Annotated in this window: 24 protein-coding genes; 21 read left to right on the top strand and 3 right to left on the bottom strand. The window is 37.3% G+C overall.

Annotated features, from left to right (window positions below; genetic code table 11):
• The first annotated feature begins 37 nt into the window (after positions 1 to 37).
• From G4D63_RS19170 to G4D63_RS19095, 17 genes are all read left to right on the top strand, one after another.
• Positions 38 to 1,708: a sulfite exporter TauE/SafE family protein gene (locus G4D63_RS19170; protein WP_163181673.1), complete on the top strand. Its 1,671-nt coding sequence runs from the start codon at positions 38 to 40 to the stop codon at positions 1,706 to 1,708.
• A 44-nt stretch (positions 1,709 to 1,752) separates the two neighbouring features.
• Positions 1,753 to 1,878 carry a hypothetical protein gene (locus G4D63_RS22180; RefSeq protein WP_275580238.1) on the top strand — a complete coding sequence of 42 codons (126 nt, stop codon included), beginning with the start codon at positions 1,753 to 1,755 and terminating at the stop codon, positions 1,876 to 1,878.
• Positions 1,856 to 2,203 carry a VOC family protein gene (locus tag G4D63_RS19165; RefSeq protein WP_239585856.1) on the top strand — a complete coding sequence of 116 codons (348 nt, stop codon included), beginning with the start codon at positions 1,856 to 1,858 and terminating at the stop codon, positions 2,201 to 2,203. The genes G4D63_RS22180 and G4D63_RS19165 overlap by 23 nt, the downstream gene beginning before the upstream one ends.
• A 128-nt stretch (positions 2,204 to 2,331) precedes the next feature.
• On the top strand, positions 2,332 to 2,976 hold the full coding sequence (locus G4D63_RS19160; RefSeq protein WP_163181672.1) for an SDR family oxidoreductase: 645 nt from the start codon (positions 2,332 to 2,334) through the stop codon (positions 2,974 to 2,976).
• A 209-nt stretch (positions 2,977 to 3,185) separates the two neighbouring features.
• Positions 3,186 to 3,890: an FCD domain-containing protein gene (locus G4D63_RS19155; RefSeq protein ID WP_163181671.1), complete on the top strand. Its 705-nt coding sequence runs from the start codon at positions 3,186 to 3,188 to the stop codon at positions 3,888 to 3,890.
• A gap of 23 nt (positions 3,891 to 3,913) precedes the next feature.
• On the top strand, positions 3,914 to 4,849 hold the full coding sequence (gene kdgD / locus G4D63_RS19150) for a 5-dehydro-4-deoxyglucarate dehydratase (protein WP_163181670.1): 936 nt from the start codon (positions 3,914 to 3,916) through the stop codon (positions 4,847 to 4,849).
• A gap of 45 nt (positions 4,850 to 4,894) precedes the next feature.
• On the top strand, positions 4,895 to 6,358 hold the full coding sequence (gene gucD, locus G4D63_RS19145) for an alpha-ketoglutaric semialdehyde dehydrogenase GucD (protein WP_163181669.1): 1,464 nt from the start codon (positions 4,895 to 4,897) through the stop codon (positions 6,356 to 6,358).
• A 96-nt stretch (positions 6,359 to 6,454) separates the two neighbouring features.
• Positions 6,455 to 7,846 (top strand): glucarate dehydratase, encoded by a 1,392-nt coding sequence (gudD, locus tag G4D63_RS19140; RefSeq protein WP_163181668.1) that lies wholly within the window; start codon positions 6,455 to 6,457, stop codon positions 7,844 to 7,846.
• Between the two features lie 109 nt (positions 7,847 to 7,955).
• Positions 7,956 to 8,951 carry a tripartite tricarboxylate transporter substrate binding protein gene (locus G4D63_RS19135; RefSeq protein ID WP_163181667.1) on the top strand — a complete coding sequence of 332 codons (996 nt, stop codon included), beginning with the start codon at positions 7,956 to 7,958 and terminating at the stop codon, positions 8,949 to 8,951.
• A 62-nt stretch (positions 8,952 to 9,013) separates the two neighbouring features.
• Positions 9,014 to 9,472: a tripartite tricarboxylate transporter TctB family protein gene (locus G4D63_RS19130; RefSeq protein WP_163181666.1), complete on the top strand. Its 459-nt coding sequence runs from the start codon at positions 9,014 to 9,016 to the stop codon at positions 9,470 to 9,472.
• A 10-nt stretch (positions 9,473 to 9,482) separates the two neighbouring features.
• Positions 9,483 to 10,988 carry a tripartite tricarboxylate transporter permease gene (locus G4D63_RS19125; RefSeq protein WP_163181665.1) on the top strand — a complete coding sequence of 502 codons (1,506 nt, stop codon included), beginning with the start codon at positions 9,483 to 9,485 and terminating at the stop codon, positions 10,986 to 10,988.
• A gap of 348 nt (positions 10,989 to 11,336) precedes the next feature.
• Entirely contained in the window at positions 11,337 to 12,716 is a 1,380-nt protein-coding gene (locus G4D63_RS19120; protein ID WP_163181664.1) for a sensor histidine kinase, read from the top strand.
• Complete coding sequence (locus G4D63_RS19115) at positions 12,713 to 13,393, top strand: response regulator transcription factor (RefSeq protein WP_163181663.1); 681 nt, start codon at positions 12,713 to 12,715, stop codon at positions 13,391 to 13,393. The genes G4D63_RS19120 and G4D63_RS19115 overlap by 4 nt, the downstream gene beginning before the upstream one ends.
• Before the next feature lie 120 nt (positions 13,394 to 13,513).
• Positions 13,514 to 14,104, top strand: a complete 591-nt coding sequence (locus G4D63_RS19110; RefSeq protein WP_163181662.1) for a YdhK family protein — start codon at positions 13,514 to 13,516, stop codon at positions 14,102 to 14,104.
• A 58-nt stretch (positions 14,105 to 14,162) separates the two neighbouring features.
• Complete coding sequence (locus G4D63_RS19105) at positions 14,163 to 14,789, top strand: NAD(P)/FAD-dependent oxidoreductase (RefSeq protein WP_163181661.1); 627 nt, start codon at positions 14,163 to 14,165, stop codon at positions 14,787 to 14,789.
• A gap of 96 nt (positions 14,790 to 14,885) precedes the next feature.
• A complete protein-coding gene (locus G4D63_RS19100) occupies positions 14,886 to 15,611 on the top strand; it encodes an urease accessory protein UreH domain-containing protein (RefSeq protein ID WP_163181660.1) in 726 nt (241 codons plus the stop codon).
• 250 nt (positions 15,612 to 15,861) lie between these two features.
• Positions 15,862 to 16,041 carry a histidine kinase gene (locus G4D63_RS19095; RefSeq protein ID WP_163181659.1) on the top strand — a complete coding sequence of 60 codons (180 nt, stop codon included), beginning with the start codon at positions 15,862 to 15,864 and terminating at the stop codon, positions 16,039 to 16,041.
• An 82-nt stretch (positions 16,042 to 16,123) separates the two neighbouring features.
• Here the strand turns inward: G4D63_RS19095 and G4D63_RS19090 are convergent, their stop codons facing one another.
• Together G4D63_RS19090 and G4D63_RS19085 are read right to left on the bottom strand one after the other, a co-directional pair.
• Positions 16,124 to 17,260: a toxic anion resistance protein gene (locus tag G4D63_RS19090; protein ID WP_163181658.1), complete on the bottom strand. Its 1,137-nt coding sequence runs from the start codon at positions 17,258 to 17,260 to the stop codon at positions 16,124 to 16,126.
• A gap of 21 nt (positions 17,261 to 17,281) precedes the next feature.
• Entirely contained in the window at positions 17,282 to 17,905 is a 624-nt protein-coding gene (locus tag G4D63_RS19085; protein ID WP_163181657.1) for a 5-bromo-4-chloroindolyl phosphate hydrolysis family protein, read from the bottom strand.
• Positions 17,906 to 18,480: 575 nt separating this feature from the next.
• Here G4D63_RS19085 and G4D63_RS19080 point away from each other — a divergent pair.
• The 4 genes from G4D63_RS19080 to G4D63_RS19065 all read left to right on the top strand — a co-directional run bounded on the left by G4D63_RS19080 (position 18,481) and on the right by G4D63_RS19065 (position 21,938).
• Complete coding sequence (locus tag G4D63_RS19080; RefSeq protein WP_163181656.1) at positions 18,481 to 19,356, top strand: DUF6671 family protein; 876 nt, start codon at positions 18,481 to 18,483, stop codon at positions 19,354 to 19,356.
• 31 nt (positions 19,357 to 19,387) lie between these two features.
• A complete protein-coding gene (locus tag G4D63_RS19075; RefSeq protein WP_163181655.1) occupies positions 19,388 to 20,851 on the top strand; it encodes an NADP-dependent isocitrate dehydrogenase in 1,464 nt (487 codons plus the stop codon).
• Between the two features lie 189 nt (positions 20,852 to 21,040).
• Positions 21,041 to 21,469 carry an acyl-CoA thioesterase gene (locus G4D63_RS19070; RefSeq protein WP_163181654.1) on the top strand — a complete coding sequence of 143 codons (429 nt, stop codon included), beginning with the start codon at positions 21,041 to 21,043 and terminating at the stop codon, positions 21,467 to 21,469.
• Between the two features lie 223 nt (positions 21,470 to 21,692).
• Positions 21,693 to 21,938: a hypothetical protein gene (locus G4D63_RS19065; RefSeq protein WP_163181653.1), complete on the top strand. Its 246-nt coding sequence runs from the start codon at positions 21,693 to 21,695 to the stop codon at positions 21,936 to 21,938.
• Between the two features lie 203 nt (positions 21,939 to 22,141).
• Here G4D63_RS19065 and G4D63_RS19060 read toward each other — a convergent pair whose 3' ends face one another.
• Positions 22,142 to 23,047 (bottom strand): ferritin family protein, encoded by a 906-nt coding sequence (locus G4D63_RS19060; RefSeq protein ID WP_163181652.1) that lies wholly within the window; start codon positions 23,045 to 23,047, stop codon positions 22,142 to 22,144.
• Between the last annotated feature and the right edge of the window lie 31 nt (positions 23,048 to 23,078).

Genomic DNA, 23,078 nt, shown 5'->3' with positions numbered 1-23,078 from the left:
ATTACCTAATAGAAGCAGGATTGAAAGGAGATTATCTATGGGGAATATATTACTTTTTTCACTTATTGTGGGCTTAGCAACCGCAATTATAGTGACACCTTATATGAATAACAATAAAGAAAAAAAGAGTTCTATACAAATAGGATTTGTTGTGACATTTATCCTTAGCTTTCCTATAGCATTTGTATTTTACTATTTAAGTAACTTAGATCAGAACTTCTCATCACTATGGATGTATCTGATTTTTGTGACAGGGGTAGGTGCTCTAATCGCCACTGGTAAAGAGCGAATGGTTAAAGCGGGTCTGTTTGCTGTCACGCTATTTCTAGCGATCTATATGCTATCTGCGCCAGTATGGAATGCAAATGAGAAATATGAGTTATCTGAGATGGATCAGAAAACTGAGATTGAAGCATTTGATGAAACGAAAACTCCTGCGAGTGTACCTCCTCAATTTGCACGAAATAAAATGAGAAAGGCATTTGGTCAGGTACCTGATACAAGCTACTATGAACTTGGGAATTTACAAATTCAAAAGGTGAATGGAGAATTTGTCTATATTGCTCCTGTTGAATTTTCGGGCTTTTTTAAATGGTTGAATGGCGATAGCATCCCAGGGTACTTTACATTGAGTGCTACCGATTCTTCTGCCAATCCGGTATTTGTTAAAGCAGAAATGAATTATGCTCCATCGGCATATTTTCAGAAAAATATCGAGAGAAAAATTCGTATGCAATTTCCGACTCATATATTCTATGGTGATCCTCAATTAGAGGTAGATGATGAAGGAACTCCGTATTACATTCGTACCTTTGGAGAATTTGTATCTGCTAGAAACGGCTTCGTTGCGAAGGGTGTAGTCGCTGTTAACCCTGTTAGTGGCGCAATGAATATATATCCTTTATCTGATGTTCCAGCATTCATAGATGGTGCGGTTTCACCAGAATCAGTTAGCTTGCAAAATAGCTATTTTGGAAATTATGTACATGGTTTTTGGAATAGTATCTTCGGTAAATCAGACGTCAAGTTACCTTCAGATGAAGGAACGGAAGCCAATGTGAGCCCTATTTTTGATAAAGATGGAGAGATGTATTATTTCACCGACTTTACAAGTCCAAAAGAGGGTGTGGATTCCATGTTAGGTTACTCTCTAACTCATGCTAGATCAGGAGAAGCAACTTTCTATTCTGGTAATCTCGAAAAGTCTTACATGGATTCTGAAGGAGCCCTTCAAATCATCGAAAAGAAATTCGTTGAGAAGAAGTGGAATGGAGCCATGCCGATACTTTACAATTTCTACGGAGAAGCTAGTTGGTTGGCTCCGGTCTTGGATGCCAATGGATTTCTACAAAACTATTTCATTGTATCGGCAGCCAATCCAGAGATTTCCGTCTTTGCTAATACTCCAAATGAAGCATTGAAAAAATATAAAACAGCACTCCAAAGAGGCGGTAGTACAGTAGATGGCACCTCAGATGCTGAGGAAAAGCGAGTTACCGGTTCGATTCAGCGAGTATATAAAGAAAAGGTTGGGGATTATACCGTTGTTTCATTCTTGCTAAATACTCGTCAAAATTTTATCGTTTCATCTGAACAGTCACCTCTTGTGATCTATCTGCAAGAAGGCGATCAAGTTAATCTTAGTTATTTAGACACAGGTGAGGATTTTCTACCAGTTAAGGAACTTACAATTGAAGGATTAGAATAAATAATGAAACCATTCAACTACTTAGTTGAGTGGTTTTTCTGTTTATGAATGAACGTATTAAAATACTTCATTTAGAAGGTTTAATAGTTATTTCCGTTGAAACTATTCTTTATATGGAAAAAATTCTAAAGGAAGTGGTTGAGGGGTTTGGCAAAAAGGCAGATACATAGTTCATTAAAGGTATTACTTGTTTCAGACTTAAACGCATCACAAGAATTCTATAGGAAGGTATTAGGTTGTGAGGTAACAGAATGGTGGGTGATCAGGGACGGATTCACCGGATTAGGTATAAAGCTACTTCAAGCAAACTCACCAGAAGATGTACAGCCGAATAAGCCATCAAAGAGTTCAACTAATGGTTATGACTTGTACTGTTATGTTGAAAATTGGACTGAGCTTAATCACCTTTATGAGGAATTTAAAGATAAAGGAGCCCAGATTGCCATTGAACCATGGGAGATGACAAGGCAGGTCCATGGAAGGAATTTGCAATAAAGGATCTTGATGGCTATTGTATTGCATTCGGGGGTACGAATAACCAACCTTAGGAAAAGCGGATTCTTTGAATAAGTTAATAACGCGTGAAATAATGAATGGTAGAAAGATTAGAAAGGAGTTTTGTTATGAAAGTATTAGTCATTGGGGCAAATGGGCAGATCGGCAAACAATTGGTGAAGCTTCTGCAAGAAAGTCACGAGTATAGTGTTAGAGCATTAGTTCGAACGGAAGAACAGGTAACAGAGTTCTTACAATCAGACGTAGAAGCTGTGCTTGGCAACCTCGAAGATTCGGTGAACCAGCTTAAAGACGCAGTCAAAGGGTGTGATGCAGTTGTCTTTACAGCGGGATCTGGCGGACATACTGGTTCGGATCAAACACTTCTAATCGATCTTGATGGTGCTGCAAAGATGATGGATGCAGCCAAAGAGGTAGGAGTGAAGAGGTTTCTAATGGTCAGCGCGATTCAGGCTCACAATCGGGAAAACTGGCATGAACCACTCAAGCCTTATTATGCTGCCAAACACTATGCTGATAAAATGCTGATTCAAAGTGGATTAAGCTATACGATTGTCCGACCAGGTGCACTAGTAAATGAAAATGGCACAGGAAAGGTAACAGCTGCAGAAAACCTTGAACGAGGCTCGATTCCAAGGGAGGACGTCGCTAGGACTATTCTAGAGATTATTAATCAAGAGAATACATTCAATAAGTCATTCGATCTTGTTGCCGGAGAAACGCCAATAAAACAGGCAGTGGCTAGTATATAAATTAACAATATTTCCCCCCTTTTCATTATTGGAAGGGGATTTTTATATTCCATCATTCTTATATGAACTTCCAATAGAGGAAGAAATAAAATGCAGAGGAAAAATTTATAAATTTTGAATTGACAGTCTTTTTTAATTGTCTTACAATAAGACATATAATATATTGTCTTACAATTAGACAATAGAAAATTTATAAAGGGGGAAGAGAAGTGGGAGATAAAAACGATATAGTTGTCGACTTTAAAACAGTTAAACGAAAAACTCTTTCCAAGCAAGTGATTGATGAAATTGTTAGTTTGCTTTCAACTGGTCAACTAAAACCAGGTGATCGATTACCTTCAGAGCTTGAGTTAATGGAGATCCTTAAAGTGAGCAGGCCTGTTATGAGGGAAGCTTTAACTTCATTAGAAGCAATGGGAATTGTCAATCGAGAAACCAAAAATGGTACGTTCTTTTCTAACAAAATTGGCAGTAAACCATTTTCTCTAATGTTAGCGCTTTCTTCAGGGGATTTACGTGCAATCTTAGAAACTCGTATTTCACTAGAGCTTGGCCTTGTTACCCTTGCAGCTGAGAAAATAACGGAAGAGAATTTAGAAAAGCTACTAAACACCATCACTGTAATGGAATCTAATACAGAGTATCGTGAAGCAGATAAAGAGTTTCATAAAATCATTGCCTATAGTGCTAGTAACTCACTGCTTGAAGGAATCATAGATCCGTTGTTAACCATGTACGATGCGACGCTAGATCAGATTTCAACAGGACTTAAAGATCCAGAACAAACATTAAAACAGCATAAAGAAATCTATGAAGCCTTAAAAAAGCATGATCCAATGGAAGCATATATGAGTATGTATCGTCATTTAAGCAGTGTAAGAGAAAGAGCCTTAAAGAGTATAGAAGAAAAATAACTAGATTGTTAGGGGGAAGTTGAATGTCAGTAACAAGAGAAGCACCAAAAGGGATTTTAGGATTTCCAGTAGCACCTTTTGATGGAAATGGAAGATTGGATGAAAAGGCCCTTGCTACTAATATTGAGTTTTTGTTAAAAGAAGGGCTCACATCCATTTTTATTGCTTGTGGATCTGGCGAGTTTCAGTCCATCAACAAAAGTGAATATCAAACAATGGTAGAAGTAGCACAATCTGTGGTAAACGGAAAAGTTCCAGTTTATACAGGAGTGGGTGGGAACTTATCTACTGCTAAAGAATTGGTCTCTTTGTCTGAAGACCTAGGTGCTGATGGGTATTTAATTCTTCCTCCATACCTCATTGAAGGTGAACAAGAAGGTCTATATCAATATTTCAAAGCAATCGTAGAGAGTAGTAATCTTAATGCGATTTTATATCAAAGAGATAATGCAGTTCTTCAACTAGATACACTAAAACGCCTCCTAGACTACCCGCAAATAGTTGGTTTAAAAGATGGACTTGGAAACATGGAATTGAACATTGAGTTAACCCAAACCATTGGGGACAGACTGGATTGGATTAATGGAATGCCATTTGCAGAGATTACCATGCCAGCCTATTATCCTTTAGGATTTACAACTTATTCTTCCGCAATATCAAACTATCTTCCACACATTTCAAGAATTTACTTCCAAGCACTTAAAGATGGTGATCAACAGCTGTTAAGAAATCTATACAATGACGTTCTTCTACCAATCAATGATATTCGTAAATCAAGAAATGGCTACGCAGTCTCACTGATTAAAGCAGGAATGGAGATTGTAGGTTTACCAGTTGGAAATGTAGTAAGACCACCTGTCATTTCAGTCGAAAAAGAACACTATAAACAATTAGAACAAATCATTCAAACAACACTGGAGAAATACCCTGTTAGCGTTAGTGAAACATTAAGTAGCTAAAAATTAGTTTGTAACCGTTTACGGACAATAAAAGGAGGAAGATACATGACGGTCGACACTCAAATTACAACTTACAAGAACTTTATTAATGGAACATGGGTTGAATCTAGTAGCGGAAAGGTAGAACCAAGTTTTAACCCTGCCAATAAAACGGAAGTAGTTGGTTATGTTCAGCTTTCAACTTTAGAAGAGTTAGATCAAGCTGTAAAAGCAGCAAAGGTAGCGCAGCAAGCATGGAAAAAGTTATCAGGTGCAGAAAGAGGGGCATTCTTACATAAAGCTGCCGATGTTCTTGAAAAAAGAATGGAAGAAGTAGCTACTTTTATGACGAAGGAAATGGGTAAAACATTACCTGAGGCTAAAGGTGAAACAGCAAGAGGTGTAGCAATTCTTCGTTATTTTGCTGGAGAGGGAATGAGAAAAGTGGGGGATGTCATTCCGTCCACTGATAGTAATGCACTTATGTTTACGAATAGAGTTCCACTAGGAGTTGTAGGAGTGATTACTCCATGGAACTTCCCAGTAGCTATTCCAATTTGGAAGATGGCGCCTGCTCTAGTGTATGGAAATTCTGTTGTGATTAAACCAGCTCAAGAAACAGCCGTAACGTGCGCAAAGGTAATTGAATGCTTTGAAGAAGCGGGAATTCCAGCGGGAGTACTTAATATGGTAACGGGTTCTGGAAGTGTAATTGGTCAAGGTCTTGTGGATCATGAAGATATAAACGGGATTACCTTTACTGGGTCAAATGATGTTGGGAAACGAATTGGTCAAGGAGCACTAGCAAGGGGAGCTAAATACCAATTAGAAATGGGTGGTAAAAACCCTGTTATTGTCACAAAGGATGCAGATATCGACTTAGCCGTTGAAGCAACCATAAGTGGTGCGTTTCGTTCAACAGGTCAAAAATGTACGGCAACTAGCCGTGTCATTGTAGAAAGAGGAGTATATGAAACTTTTAAACAAAAGCTAGTCCAAAAAACAAATGAAATTACAGTTGGAAATGGACTAGAAGATGGAATTTGGATGGGACCATGTGCAAATGAAAATCAGTTTAAGACGGTTCTTTCCTATATCGAAACAGCAAAAGAGGAAGGTGCGACGTTACTTGCTGGTGGAAACAAGCTAGAAGGTCCTCCGTTTAAAGAGGGATATTTCGTTGAACCAACCATCTTTGAAAACGTAACTTCAAACATGACAATCGCTCAAGAAGAAATCTTTGGACCTGTGATTGCATTAATAGAAGTGGATTCTTTTAAGGAAGCACTAGAAATCGCTAATGATGTAAAGTTCGGGTTAAGTGCATCCATTTTCACTAGTAATATTGGCGAAATGCTTTCATTCATTAATGAAATGGAAGCTGGGCTTGTGCGAATCAATTCTGAAAGTGCTGGAGTTGAGTTGCAAGCACCATTCGGTGGAATGAAGCAATCAAGCTCGCATTCTCGTGAACAAGGTGAAGCAGCGAAGGAATTCTTTACAGCGATCAAGACGGTATTTATTAAGTAAGAACCGGGGGTGTTCCCCCTTCATTTTAGTGCAGGTTTGTAAACGCTTCAAATTCATTGATTCTTAAAAAATAATACGTAGCGTGGTGGGGAAACTATGAATCAATCAATCACAAACAGCAGGGTCGCTGATCAAGACCTAACGTTTTCAAACACACCGAAAATAACGGAGATGTCGGTGATACCGGTAGCTGGCTTTGATAGCATGCTATTAAATCTTAGTGGAGCACACAGTCCATACTTTACTAGAAACATTGTTATTTTAAAGGACAATGCTGGAAATGTGGGCGTTGGAGAAGTACCTGGTGGAGAAAGTATTCGTCAGACGTTAGAGGATGCAAAGCCACTAGTGGTAGGTCAATCAATCGGATTTTATAACCAAATTTTGAATAGTGTCAGGGAGCAATTTGCTAATCGTGATAAAGGGGGAAGGGGTCTTCAAACCTTCGATCTACGTATCACAATTCATGCGGTTACAGCCCTTGAATCAGCTTTACTAGATTTAGTAGGAAAATATCTAAACGTTCCTGTTGCTGCCTTATTAGGAGAGGGACAACAACGAGATCAAGTCGAAATGCTAGGATATCTGTTCTATATCGGAGATCGAAGAAAGACAGATTTACCTTACTTGAGTGACCCGACAGCAGAAGATGATTGGATGCGTTTACGTCATGAAGAGGCACTGACTCCATCAGAGATTGTTAGATTAGCAGAAGCAGCAGAACAACGCTATGGATTCAAAAACTTCAAACTCAAGGGTGGGGTCCTTTCTGGAGACCAGGAAATTGAAGCGGTGACTGCTTTAGCAGAACGTTTCCCAGATGCACGGATTACGATTGATCCAAACGGTGCATGGTCACTTGAGGAAGCAATCAGACTTTGTATAAATAAGCAGCATATTTTAGCCTATGCAGAAGATCCTTGCGGAGCTGAGAATGGTTTCTCAGGTCGTGAAGTAATGGCTGAGTTTAAAAGAGCAACTGGACTACCAACAGCAACAAATATGATTGCAACCGATTGGAGACAGCTAGGCCATTCAATCCAACTAGGTTCAGTTGATATCCCTCTAGCGGATCCACATTTTTGGACGATGCAAGGCTCCGTAAGGGTTGCACAAATTTGTCATGAATGGGGATTAACATGGGGCTCACATTCTAATAATCACTTTGACATTTCATTAGCTATGTTTACTCATGTGGCTGCGGCAGCACCAGGTACTATTACTGCAATCGATACACATTGGATTTGGCAAGATGGTCAACGCCTGACGAAAGAGCCATTGCAAATTGTGAATGGACATATAAAGGTACCAACCAAGCCAGGCTTAGGAATTGACATTGATCTGGAACAAATTGAGAAGGCAAACAAACTATATACCGATAAAAACCTTGGTGTTCGTGATGATGCCGTTGCTATGCAGTATTTAATACCAGGCTGGAAGTTTAATAGTAAAATGCCTTGTCTTGTCCGACCTACAGGCAATAACTAACATCATGAGAGAGAATTCTTACTTTAAAACAGCTATTCATCAACCTTCGGATTACGTCCGAAACTAAATCTATTTATTACAATTTTAAAATAAAAGGAGAGATTTAAAGATGAAACGTAAGATTTCGTATTTGTTTACAATGATGTTGGTATTTGGGTTATTAGCTGCCTGTTCAAGTGGAGTAAAAACGAATAGTGGTAGTGGAGGAGAAAGTGCTGATTTTCCAACAAAACCAATTTCGATCATAGTAGCTTATGATGCAGGTGGGGGAACAGATACGACTGCTAGAACATTAGCTCCATTCTTAGAGAAGGAATTAGGCGTAGCTGTAAATATTGTCAATAAGCCAGGCGGAAGTGGCTGGGTAGGTTGGACAGAGCTTGGAAATTCAGAGCCTGACGGATATACAATCGGCTTCCTTAACTCGCCTAACATTGCTGGAGGATTAGCTAACCCATCGGTCGAGAGAACAGTTGATCTTGAAGATTTTACTTACTTAGGAAATCATGTCGTTGACCCAGGTGTTATTGCCATTCGTGCTGATGAAGATCGATTCACTAATCTAGAGGAATTAATTGAATACGCGAAAAATAATAAGGTGTTAACAAATGGTTCAGGTGTTGCTAGTGATGAGCACTTAGTATCGTTAATCTTAAACGAAAAGCTTGATACAAAGTTTGAAACGGTTCAGTTCGAAGGGACTGCAAATAGTCTTTCTTCATTCTTAGGTGGACATATTGACGTATTAGTAACAAGTGCAGGAGAAGCATACAATCTTCACAATGACGGAGAGTTAAAAGTAATAGGAGTAACAGCAAGAGAACGCTCTTCTTTCCTACCAGAAGTATCAACTTTCGATGAAGCTGGTTTTGAAGAAGTATATTCTCAGGTTACAAGAGGATTAGCAGCTCCAGTAGGTCTTGATCCTAAAGTGGCAGGAATCTTAGAAGATGCGATTGCCAAAGCGATTCAAAATGAAGAACACATGAAGAAGATGGAAGAGATCGGTACACAGGTTGGATATTTAAATGGGGAAGAATACAAAGCCCTATTAGAGCAAGACTTAGCAGATATTACAGGAATCAAAGATTTATTAGGATGGTAAAAAATGCAGAGAGCCGGGTAGTCTACCCGGTTCTCCATTTAACACAGTAGAATCCGAAAGGGGTGTTTATTCTGAAAAATTTCGGTGCCTGTCTAGGAATTATTCTTTTATTGTTTGCCGGATTTGTATTTTGGAAGTCTTTATCACTAGAATACTATGGACCTTATGGAGCAGGGCCAGGTTTGTTACCACGGTGGTTAAGTGGGACATTAGCGGTTCTTTCCATTCTGTTTATCATTAGTTCCTTGTCGAAGGAAAAAATATACTTTAAAGATGTACTTCCAAGAGGAAAGGTACTCATTCGGTTATTGTCAATCATCGGCTCTATCTTTTTGTTTATACTAATTGCCCCTTATACAGGATTTAATATTGCAAGTATTACTGTATTAATGATCTTGTTACTTCCTGAATACAAATGGTTTTCAGCACTGGGGATTTCTACAGCAGTTACGGTCATCTTGTTTTTAAGCTTTAACACACTTTTAAAGATCCCATTACCCGTAAACATGTGGGGCTGGTAGGGAGGCATTTATGGAAACCTTTGGATTGTTGTTATCAGGATTTGAAACAGCATTAACCTGGTCAAATTTATTATATTGCCTAGTTGGAGTTTCGGTGGGAATGCTTGTCGGAATTCTTCCCGGACTAGGACCAAGCGCGGGAACAGCACTTCTTATTCCATTAACATTTGCGATGGAACCAATCTCAGCTATTATCATGTTAGCAGGAATATTTTACGGCTCAATGTACGGTGGAACGATTACAACTGTTTTAGTAAATGTTCCAGGAGAAGCTGCCTCTGTTATTACAAGCTTAGATGGATATCCAATGGCAAAACAAGGTCGAGCAGGTGTGGCACTTGGAATATCTGCAATTGGCTCTTTTATAGGCGGGACCATTTCCATACTTGGATTGGTGTTGGTTGCACCACTAATGCTAGATTTTGCCTTAGCGTTTGGCCCACCTGAATTTTTTGCTCTTATAATATTTGGACTCACTATGGTGATTGGATTAGCAGGGAAATCTATTATTCGTGGTTCAATCGCGGTTGTACTTGGTCTGATCCTTGCAATGGTGGGAATGGCTCCTAGCTCTGGAATTGTTCGATTTTCGTTTGGAATGCCAGAACTATTAGATGGTTTTGATTTCGTGACAATCGCGATGGGGTTATTCGGACTATCTGAAATCTTATTGAGTATTGAACAGCAAATCAAAAATCCAGAAAAACCAGTAAAAGTTTCAGGTTTATTTCCTTCTAAAAAGGAATGGAGACCCGCATTTATGTCAATTGGACGTGGAACTGTATTAGGTTTCTTTGCCGGCTTGATTCCAGGTACCAGTTCAGTTGTTCCAGCCCTTATGTCTTACTCGATGGAAAAGAAACTAGCAAAGGATCCATCTCGTTTTGGAAAAGGAGCAATTGAGGGTGTTGCTGGTCCTGAAACTGCGAATAACTCATTTTGCGGTGGTGCCTTAATTCCATTATTCTTATTAGGAATTCCTAGTTCCGCTACTATGGCTGTGTTATTAGGTGCCTTTATCTTACATGGCTTAACTCCAGGTCCACGAATGTTTGTTCAAAGTCCAGATTTTGTTTGGGCCGTTATAGCTAGTATGTTTATAGGTAACTTACTGTTATTATTCATGAATTTACCAATGGCAAGAATGTGGGCGAAAGTAGCTAGTATCCCATCAAAATTACTATTTCCGATTATTATAAGTATCTCAATAGTAGGTACATATTCAATTAGCAATAGTCTTTGGGACGTTGGAGGTTTCTTAGCATTCGGATTATTAGGATATATTCTAAAGAAGGCAGATATTCCAGTCGCGCCGATTGCACTAGTTTTCATCTTAGGTGGCTTAATGGAGGAGTCATTACTTCAGTCACTAACATTATTTGAAGGGAACATCTTCCAAATCTTCACAAGACCATTCTCAGCTACTCTAATGATCCTATCCATTATCATTATTTCATTAAGCATATTTGCTGGAATCAAAAAGAAGAAAGAGCATCTTGTTGATGTTGAAGCATAGTAACGAAAGGGTGAGTCTAACTTAAAGTTAGGTTCACTTTTTTATTATCTTAGATTGTAGAAGTGCGAATCACCATATTTTTCGTTAATAAAGATTGAGTTTTCTAAAGGTTAGTCTTTTCCACAATTTCTTCACATTTATATGATAAATTCCAAAGTGTAACGTGTACTGTGTAATATTTCAAGTGATACTGAGGAAAAGATTACATATTTTAAGGAAGTCTGGACAAGATCCTAGGATAAATTAGTAGCAGATTAATTAGGGCTGTCAGGAGTTTCTTATATTTCTTGTTTGTATAATAATAGTATCAATTGTTTAAAAAAATAGATGTGAAAAGGATTGGATGGAATGAACAAAATATCCGTCAAACTAGGAGTCTTATTTTTTATTGTTATTCTTTTATTAGAGTCTATTTTTTCCCTATATCTCTTTTTTAGTTTACAGGAATCTAGGATTAAAGAAGAGATAGAAGAGTTGAGAGGAAGAGGAAATAGTCATCGAAATGTACTTGAGAAAAATTACAACGAAGAAACTATCCATCATGTGGCTCTTATGGAAACCGAAGCAGAGACGGATGTTGTTATAACGGATGAGTCAAGGAACATCATAGCAGCTTCTATGGAGAATGAAACTTACATCAATTATGTAAATCGTTCAAGCAGAATAGAAAGGATCCCCAGGGAAGGTGTCATCTTAGAAGCCAGGTGGCGAACTAATAAATATTTAGCGATTGTTACGCCAATCGAAAACAAGGGAAACATTGTTGGGTTTGTTTACATGTTTAGAGGTAGTGAGTCTATGGTAGAAATGACCAAAAGCTTACGAAATCATTTTCTAACTGTCGGTACTGTCATCGTTCTATTATCCATGATTTCAATTGCAATCTTTACGAAATTAATAACCAATCCATTGGTTATTATGAAAAAAGCTACGGAGAAGCTTAGTCAAGGTGATTTTACCGTTACTTTGAATATGTCTTCTAAAGATGAACTTGGACAGCTTGCTGGTTCCATAGAAAAATTAGCTCAAGATTTAAACCACTTAAAGAAAGAAAGAAATGAATTTTTAGCAAGTATTGCTCATGAGCTTCGAACACCTTTAACCTACATCAAAGGGTATGCTGATGTTGCTTCTCAAAAAAACATTAGTGAAGAGGATAGAGAGCAATACTTGAAGATTATAAAAGAAGAAATTCAACATTTGTCTCGTTTGATTAATAATTTATTTGATCTAGCAAGGGTTGATCAAAATCATTTTCAAGTAAAAAAGCAAAAAGTAAATATAAGTCATTTCATTCAAAGGATAATAGTTAAAGTAACACCAGCATTTGAACAGAACCAAATAAGATTAAGTTTATCTGGAAGTGACGTAGCAGAAGTTGAGATTGATACAGAGCGGTTTGAACAAGTTCTTACTAATCTTTTAGACAATTCACTCAAATATTCAGATAACAACACCTTTGTAGAGATCAATGTCAGTGGAACTAAACATGATGTATTTATTACAATTAAAGATCAAGGAGTGGGTATACCTAAAGAAGATCTGCCATATATCTTTGATCGTCTTTATAGAGTAGAAAAGTCCCGGTCACGTGTTTCTGGGGGGACAGGATTAGGATTATCGATTGCTAAAGAAATTGTAGAAGCCCACGGAGGCGAGATTTCAGTTAAAAGCCATGTTCATGAGGGGACTTTGATTACGATTAGAATGGATAGGTGTTTAGGATGAGAAAAGCGTTAATCGTTGATGATGAGGAAAGGATGCTTCATCTACTTTCGTTACAATTATCTCCCCATCATTTTGAGTGTGTAACGGCTTTATCAGCAAAAGAGGCTCTTCGCATAATAGAGAGTAGAGATGATATTGATGTTGTACTTTTAGATGTAATGATGCCAGATATGGATGGATGGGAAACATGTAGAAATATTAGGGAGTTCTCTTCAGTTCCTATTATTATGCTAACCGCACGTGATCATAAACAGGATATTGTAAAAGGCTTACAGCTAGGAGCTGACGATTATGTAACGAAACCTTTTGACAAAGAGGAGCTTATAGCAAGAGTGGAGGCTGTTTTAAGAAGAGTGAAAGGTGCAAATACAACAGAATTTAAAGGCTTGGTATGGAGTGAGGATCTCATGCAAGTAACCTATCATAGCTCTTCAATACCTTTTACACCAAAAGAGTTTGAATTGATTGGATTATTTCTTAGAAATGTAAATCGTGTTTTTTCCCGTGAGAAATTAATCGAAAATCTGTGGGGGTATGATACAGACACAGAAGGCAGAACCATTGACTCGCATATGAAGAATCTTCGAGATAAGTTACGTAAAGCTGGATTCCCAGTTGAACAACATATACAAACTGTATGGGGTGTCGGATACAAATGGGTGTCACATGAAAAATAATAATCTTTTTTAAAAATTACGTTCATGGTGATGACTTCTCCATAAATTCTGCACAATTCTGTTTTATCTTTTACTAGTAGGTAAAACTATTTACTATTAAAAATTATAGAGGTGAAGAAGATGAAAATTAGAATAATTATGATTATAGTTGCCATCATTTCTGCATTTACACTTTCCGCGTGTGCAATTGGAGAAGAAGGAACGACTTCAAAAGAACAAACAGGTGAAAAGGACCACTCAGGAATGGATCATTCTGGAATGGACCATTCAGCAATGGACCACTCAAGTTCTGGTGAAGTACCGGAAGGCATAAAAGTTTCTGAAAATCCAACCTATCCCGTTGGAAGCACAGCATTCATTAAACATGCTCACATGGAAGGTATGGAGGGAGCCGAAGCAAAAATTGTTGGAGCTTATGAAACAACAGCCTACATTATCTCCTATGAGCCTACCAATGGTGGAGAGAGGGTCGAGAACCATAAGTGGATTATCCATGAGGAAATCCTTGATGCCGGAGAACAGCCATTTGAAGCAGGTTCAGAAGTGAAGACGAACGCAGACCATATGGAGGGAATGGAAGGTGCAACCGTAACAATAGATTCCGCTGAACAAACCACTGTATATATGATTGACTTTACTTCAACTACTGGAGGAGAAGAGATTAAAAATCATAAATGGGTAACGGAAAGTGAGCTTTCTCCTACTAAATAATAGCTTCCTAAAATGTGTTATCATATAAATTAAGATAGCAATTATGGAGAGGTGCTTTATGTCAGACATTGAAACAAAAATAAAGGTAGCAGTAAATGGTGGAATCTCCTTTGGTGCTAAACTTAATTCCAAGCAACTTGTAACAATAGCTGAGTTTTTAGAAGATGGTGAAGAGCTAGAAATCACAACCTTTCAACAGCTATACGTAGAGGTTCCTGAAAGCCAACTTGATGATGTGAAGAAAAGATTTAATGATGTTGGACTTTCTTGTTATCCTGTTGGGAATTATATTAAAAGTCTAAGAACCTGCAATTTCTGTAAGGGTGCTGAAGAAGAGGGAATGCCGGTAGCTATGGAGTTAAATAGTTTACTAGCTGGAAGAGCAGTGCCCTTCACCCTTCGTCCTGCCTATACAGGATGTTCTGTAGGATGCGGTGAACCTTTAGTCAATGATATTGGTGTAATGAAAATGAAAGATGGCTATGATCTCTATATTGGTGGAAGAGCAAAAGGGACAAATGCTAAAGTCGGGACATTATTTAAGGAACAATTAACACCAGAACAGTTATATGAAACCGTTGATAGAATTATTGAACTATACCAAGAACATGGAAAAAAGAGAGAGCCATTTGCAAAGTTTGTAGAACGGTATGGTTTCGATCAAATTTACAGTCAAGTTGTATAAATAAAAATGGACGTCAGATAGATTATGTTCTGCGTCCATTTTTGTTTATCAGTATAGATAGATCTTATAGAGGATGATGAATAGGAGAGCTTAAGGATGTACGAATTTTTTAGTAATATCAATCATCTGCTTAGTGAGCCATTTTTAAACGTTTTTTATCAAGTTGAAAGTTTTCCGCTTATTGCAGCTTTTGTACTGGGTTTGGTAGGAGCTTTAGCACCATGTCAATTTACGGGGAACTTGGGAGCCATTACACTCTACGGGAATCGATCTATTCAAGACCAAATAGCATGGAAGGAAGCCTTTTTCTTTACTCTAGGGAAGATTACGGTATTCTCTGTGCTAGGAGTGTTGGTGTGGGTATTAGGAAGTGAATTCCAACAGTCACTTACGTTATATTTTCCATGGGTAAGAAAATTGATTGGACCCATGCTCATTTTGATAGGGTTTTTTATGATTGGCTGGTTAACTATAAGGTGGAATTTCAACATCTTAAAACCTCCAGAGCGTAAGAAAGGGAGTCTCGGTGCCTTCCTAATGGGAGTTAGCTTTTCACTAGGATTTTGTCCTACCATGTTCATTTTATTTTTTGTGACGCTTATTCCAATGGTAGTTTCTACTTCATATGGCGTAGTGTTACCAGGTATATTTGCGATTGGAACTAGCTTACCATTATTATTAGCCTTACTAGTCATTTGGTATTTCGATTTAAGTGGAAAAGTAATTAAAAAGAAGGGTAGAAAAGTGGGGCATTACGTACAAAGGATTGCTGGATTGATTATGATCGTTTTAGGAACAGTTGATACCATCACCTATTGGTAGAATTAGCTCCAGACTAGCCTTATAAACAAAGGTATGCTTGAATGAAGAAGGGAGGATTAGACTCCCATTTTTACGTACTTTCGAATCGGAATTGGTCAAACTCATATAAGGAATAGAATGCGTTTTGATAAGAAGGATCTTCTTAAAATGCAAGAAATCCAAGGAAAACGGGACTACTATTAGTATAATATAGATGGTAAACTTACTAACATAATTAAGAAGGCTTTAAAGAAAAAGGAAGTGCCAACACATGAAAAAGCTTATACTCATTATCCCTATTATGGTTATTGTCTATTTTTTCGGATTGAGAATACTTACAAATAATTATCCTGAAATCTCAAGTCAAACGCAATTCTTTATTGCCCTTGGAGGAGCCATATTTTCTGGTTTTATTTCTATCTTTTTGTTTCGAAAAGAAGAGATTAAATAATCATTATTCTTAATGGAAGCATACAAAAAGAGCTCAGTCACCCTATTGTGATTGAGCTCATATTGTTGTTAATTGGTTTTGCTTATTCAATCCTCGCAAGCTTCTTCTGTAAATCCGTCTCCATTAGGGCTAGATCGTTTTCCGCTTGTAGACGTTTTGCACGACCTTCAGCCTGAATTCGCAGTGTTTCTTCTAATGTAGATAATAAGTGATCTTGGACCTTTTTCAAGGTTTCAACATCTACTAGACCTCGTTCATTTTCCTTGGCCGTTTCTACTGTATTCACCTTTAACATTTCGGCATTTTTTAACAATAAGTCATTAGTTGTTTTAGAAACTAGCTTTTGTGCTTCAACTGCATCCTTTTGTCGCAGTAAGGTAAGGGCAATGGCCACTTGGTTTTTCCAAAGAGGGATTGCTGTTGTAATGGAAGCTTGGATTTTTTCAACTAGTGCTTGGTTGGCACTTTGTATTAAGCGAATTTGTGGGGCACTTTGAATCGTGATTTGTCTGCTTAACACTAAATCATGTGTACGTTTTTGCAAACGTTCAGCAAATTGAATCAAATCGTTTACCTCTTGGTAAGCCATTTGATCTTGTGTTTCCTCTGCTTTTTTCTTTAACTCAGGAATTGTCTTTGTTTCTAATTCCTCAATCTTTAACTCTCCTGCAGCGATGTAGACATTTAAAGCATGGAAATAGTCTTTATTTTCATCATAAAGTTTTTCAAGTACGGTAATATCTTGAAGTAAATCATTTTTAGAATGATCTAATTTCACACTGATTCGATCGATCTGAGCACCCGTTTTTTGATACTGTGAAAGTACTTCTTGAACGGAATTTGAAACTTTGCCAAACACACGAGAAAGCATATTCTTTTTCGCTGGCTTTAAATCATCAGGTTTCACTTTTTCTAGTTTTTTCATAAGGTCGCCAATAATTACACCAATCTCACCGGTATCCTTTTTCTGTACATGATCAAGCATGTGATGAGAAAAGTTCACCAATTTAGTTTGTGCTTGTGATCCATAGAGTGCAATAGATTGATGATTTTTCGGGTCAATTTGTTGGGCAATCTGAATGGCCTTTTGCTTATTTTCTTCTGGTAAAACATCAATTAGTTTTTTAGGTTGATCTAGAGTTGATGTGTTTTGAACCACGAGTTCCTCTTCTCCAAACGGAGTCGCAAGTAAATCATTTAGTCGATTGTTTACGCTCATTTATTAGAACCTCCACGTCACTTACTTTTTATTTTTATCAATACTAAGCTTGGCCACATCTAATTCGAACTTTAAGTGACTAATATCTTTTTCAAGAATGTCATATAAATCCTGATCGATGACTTTTGCTAGATTGGTCATCGTTTGCTGTGTATCTCGTAATGATTCAGTTAGTTCATGATTCTTCCTTGGTTGATTTGCTAGAAAGGCGTATTTCTCACTAATTTCAAGCAGTGAATCTAAATGAGAATAGTAGAATGGTTCAACTAAATAAAATCGTCTTGGCTCATTCTTGGTAATTGAATATATTTTAGAAACAACACGTAAGATCTCGATGTTTTGTTTGATCGATGAAACTGTACGAATGGTTAATAGGGATTTTCGCAGTCGTTTTATCTTTATACCTGCTTGTTCTAAGTTACTTTTAATATAGGCATATTCCTTACGAGTCAACCTGTTCTGACGTAAATAACGCTGAGTAGTTATCCCTTTTACTCCAAAATAGACCACTGCACCACCACCAAGCGCTAATCCACTGGATAGAAGAAACGGTTGGCTGAACCCGAAAAAGCTTATCAGCCAAAAGATAACGATTGAACCGGATGCCAACGAGGAACGAAGAAAGAAGTTCAAAAATGTTCTCAAATGAATCGACTCCTATTATAACTTTCTATTAGATATTACGACTGAAAGGGAAGAAAGTTTCATCCATCAGTAAAAACGCATAATCATGCTCTAGTCTATTTTATCATGGAAGACTTGTTAGAAAAAATGCCAGTATACAGTCTGCGATATTTACACCAAAAACTTGGTCCTTGGTTGTTGACACCAAGTTGAATTCAAGGTATGTTTTTAAATGAAAAGAATGATTCGATAGATACTATTTTAATTTCTTATTTAGGGAAAGACTTTAGCAGCTTATCAATTTACATTGATTACCTGAAAAGGTTGTCCCCCTCATTAATAAGAAATAAAGAATGGATAAATCGGTATATTACCTAGCTCGAAGACGAGACTAAGCAATATACCTTTTTTTCATGTAAGAAGTTAAATGGATTTATTGAATCAGATAAAATAACTTTGGACGTCATGTTGGACAACATGTGATTTCAGAAGAATGCGAATTAGATTTAGTGGGAATTTAGTACATAGTTTAGTATCTTTTTGGAGTAAGATTGTTGGTTTTCAGCGTATGATCAATTTCGTGAGGGAGAGAAAAAATGAACAAACAAGAAATCGTCCATTCTTTTTTTCATCATCGAGTTGGCATTTTGGCAACTATGCACCAAAAAGAAAAGGTAATGATGCCTTTATTAGAAAGAGAACTAGGCATTTCCGTTTACATACCTAATAACTTTAATACAGACTGTTTTGGAACGTTCACAAGAGATGTTGAACGACCCGGCAGTCAGTTAGATGCTGCAAAGCTTAAGGCTGAACAAGCACTACTCTTAACTAAGGGAACTTTAGCGATCTCAAGTGAGGGTACGTTTGGACCCCATCCTTATGTCCCGTTCTTACCTTTAAATACAGAAATTGTTTTATTGATTGATAAGGAAAATGATTGGGAAATCTTTGGTGAATCTTCCACAACAGATACAAACTTTAATCATAAACCAATAGCAAGTGTACAAGAAGCCATTGAATTCTGTGAATCTATTGGATTTCCTGAACATGCTGTAGTTGTTAAGTTACATGAATCAACGAAAAACCAAGATGAGATAATAAAAGGAATAAATAATAATCAAGATCTAGAAACAGCAGTTCATTCGCTTTTGGGAAAATCAAAAAGCGGGAATGTATGGATTGAAACAGATATGCGGGCGTTTTGCAATCCAACAAGAATGAAGAATATTGAAAAAGCCACACAAAATCTAATCGAAAAAATTTATAACCTTTGTCCAACGTGCTCATTTCCAGGATTTGAATTAGTGGAAAGAAGAAAAGGCTTGCCTTGTGAATGGTGTACGCTTCCCACCAAATTAGTGAAAAGTGAGTTATACACATGTAGAAAATGTGGGGAAAACGAAGAGAAGCTATATCCAAATGGTAAGGAAAAAGCGGATCCATCACAATGTGCGAACTGTAATCCTTAATAATACTTATAAAAACAGAAGGGAAGATATTATGACACAGAAACGTAAGATCACCATTGCAAGAGGAGACGGAATTGGTCCTGAAATTATGGACGCTACTCTAAAAATATTAGAACATGCAGGTGCTATGATTGAGCCTGAATTTATCGAAATCGGTGAAAAGGTGTATTTATCAGGAAATACAACTGGGATTCCTAATGAAACTTGGGATTCACTTAGAAGTAATAAAGTATTTTTTAAAGGCCCGATCACTACACCACAAGGTGGGGGATATAAGAGTCTAAATGTAACGATTCGTAAGACGTTAGGTTTATATGCAAACGTTAGACCTAATGTTTCTTATGCTCCATTTGTTAAAACAAAACATCCTAACATGGATCTTGTCATTATTCGTGAAAATGAAGAGGATCTATATGCTGGAATTGAACATCAGCAAACACCAGAAGTGGTTCAGTGCCTAAAGTTAATTACAAGACCTGGCTCAGAAAAGATTATTCGTTATGCCTTTGAATACGCAAGAAAAAATAACCGTAAAAAAGTAACTTGTTTCTCAAAAGACAATATCATGAAGTTAACTGATGGTCTATTTCATAAAGTATTCAAAGAGATCGCTGTAGAATACCCTGAAATTGAAACAGAACATTGGATCATTGATATTGGTATGGCTAAAATAGCAGACACGCCACAAGACTTTGATGTTATCGTTATGCCTAACCTTTACGGAGATATTGCTTCTGATGTTGCTGCTCAAATTACAGGAAGTGTAGGGTTAGCGGGTTCAGCAAACATCGGCGATCATGTCGCAATGTTTGAAGCGATCCACGGAAGTGCTCCTGACATCGCAGGTAAGGGAATTGCTAATCCATCAGGACTTATTAATGGGGCAATCATGATGTTAGTTCATATTGGGCAAGCAGACGTGGCAACACGTATTCATAATGCATGGTTAAAAACATTAGAAGATGGTGTGAATACAGCGGATATTGCAAAAGGTGGAGCGTCTGTTGGAACAATGGAATTTGCCGAAGCTGTTATCGAAAGATTAGGGCAAGAACCAACGACATTTAAACCAGTCGTTTACAACAATAGCGAAACAAACAATGAAAATGAATTTAAACTTTCACCAGTTGCAAGTGATCGAATTAACAGAGAGATCGTTCGTGAGCTAGACGGAGTTGACGTTTTCTTATTTAATAATCAACATTCACCAGATGAAATCGGTAAAAAACTAGAAGAACTTGCTGGACCTGAATTTAGGTTAGCTGTTATCACAAACCGTGGTGTAAAAGTATATCCGGGCGGTTTCCCAGAAACATTTACAACAGACCATTGGCGTTGTCGTTTCCAAAAAAGCGAAGGCACAGAAAGCATTTCAAATGGCGATATCCTAAGCCTCTTAAGTCGTATACAAGAAGCTCATTTAGATTTTATCAAAACAGAGAACTTGTACACATTTAACGGAGAGCTTGGATATTCACTAGGTCAAGGTCAATAATATAAACTAAGGACTTCTTCTCTTAAGTGGGAAGAAGTCTTTTTTTTTGATTTCCTTTAAAAACGTATAGACTTATCCTTTGCAGTGGAACGAAGATTGCCATTTATTAATGAAAGTTTTCTTTTTTAATTATAAGAATTCTTAAAATATAATATAATTAATCTAAAACCGTCAAAAGGAGACTAGTAAATGACAGAACACTATCGGTTTACTCATCGTCTCAAAGTCCGTTACTCAGAAATAGACGGGCAAAAAATTGTGTTTAACGCACATTATTTAACTTATTTAGATATTGCCGTAAGTGAGTATTTCGAAGAGGGTCTCAAACTTAATATGCAAGAGCTAACTGCCAATAATCAATTTGATTTTGTCGTAGTAAAGTCCACACTAGAATATAAGAGCTCGGCTACTTTGGGTGATTGGCTAAATGTTTCATGCTGTATGAAATCAATGGGGCGCTCTAGCTTTACTATGGCTTTTAAGATTACACGTGAGGAAGATCAGGAGCTGATTTTATTAGGTGAGATTGTATATGTAAGTTATGATTCCCATACTAAATCCTCAGTGCCTGTGCCTGATTTTATTCGTGAAAGGATAGGAAGATTTGAAAAAGGATAGGGCAATTTGTTTCCATCTCGATCTGAATGAAAAATAGTTCCAAATCGAAACCTTTGTATTTCTTCAACGTCTTTGCTATTTCTTTTTTAGTTTCAGGTGAGTGACGAAGTGTTTGATTGTCTGTAAAGAAAAATTCGAACGTAAGAAATGAAAGAAGCCGTTTCTCACAGTGAGTAACGACTTCTTTTTTTGTAAATACTGTTAGTAAAATGGAGGTGGAGAAATGGATCATAATCAAGATTTTGACCGGGATGGTTCCCTAGATGATGCAATTGATCAAGAAGGACTTTCTAAAATACTACAAGCCAATCTAGAAAAAGAAAATGACCTTATGAGAACCTATATACACCTTGCAGAAAGAATTAATGATAATGAACAATTAAAGGATCGATTAGAGAATTTTGCCCAAGGAAATGCTAAAAGGACCATGCAGCTTCAAGATGAACTGAATAACATGAAAAAAAGCTAGCTTCTAACTGGAGGCTAGCTTTTATCAATTTTTGACAAGTATAAGGGAATACTTACTTGCTTTTATCCCCTAATTTTAGTTGTTCACTGATTGGGTGAATATGAGAAAAGAGCGAATCTCTTCATGTAAAATAGCGCCGCCTTACAACTGAGGTGAAAATCTGGCTTTTTGGATATTACAAAAATAACAACCTTGTATGAAAATCAAACATTTCTAGCAAGGCCTCTTTCAAATGCTGAAAGATGATTTAAAGAAGCATTACGTAGTTGAGAAAATACAAAACGAACATCATCCGGAATACTAAGGGAAAGGAACCTTTCGTACATAGAGATATTGTCTATTTCCCCCTGAACCCCAGCAGCATAGGCTGCCTTAATACTTTCTGGAGTTGTAATGAATGACTGCGATGTATCTTCAGGGATTGGTACCTGATACCGGTAAAAAAGTGGTAACAGAGCATTTATGTGCCTCAATTCAGCTTCTTTAATTCGTGAAAATGTCCGAATATTTCCGAAGCTCGAAAGAATGTCATCATATCTCGCTTGGGCTAAGTATTCGTCTTGAAGAGCATAAGTTAACATTTGAGGTAAAGCGAACGCGGTAGCACTTAAGGCCGCTTTAGCACCGAAATTTTGAAGCTGCCTTTTCGTGTTTGTTGTCTTGTGGTAGGTAGAAAAGTATAGAAACCATACAGCGTGATTTTGTTCGTCTGCAGCTGCGCGTCGAAATCTTTCTTTAATATTTGAATCATTCGCTTGATCTGCTATATCTAAATAAAAATCAACAGTTTCTTGTTCATCCTTAAAAGCAAATTTCACACCAGCTTTATACTTATCAGGACATTCCTCTACGATTTTGTAAGATGGGTCTTTTCCGGTTAAATTTAAATAAATTCTGCTGAATTCCTCGAGATGGCGTTCTTCGTCCTTTATTATCTCAAGAATTCTGTTCCTTTCATCCCGTGTTGGTGCCATATTAGCTAAAATCTTGTAACAAGCCACCGCACTATACTCTCCATGAATGGCCTTCTGAATATCATTTATAAGTTGAAAGTTAGTTGGCAGACGATCATATTCATAGTAATGCGGTCCAGAATGATTTGAATACATGTGTTTGTCCTCCTATTGTTTAACTATCAAA

It is taken from the genome of Bacillus mesophilus (assembly GCF_011008845.1).
Classification (GTDB): domain Bacteria; phylum Bacillota; class Bacilli; order Bacillales; family SA4; genus Bacillus_BS; species Bacillus_BS mesophilus.
The sequence above is the reverse complement of the archived record's forward strand: the minus strand, read 5'-3'. Positions and strand labels throughout refer to the sequence as shown.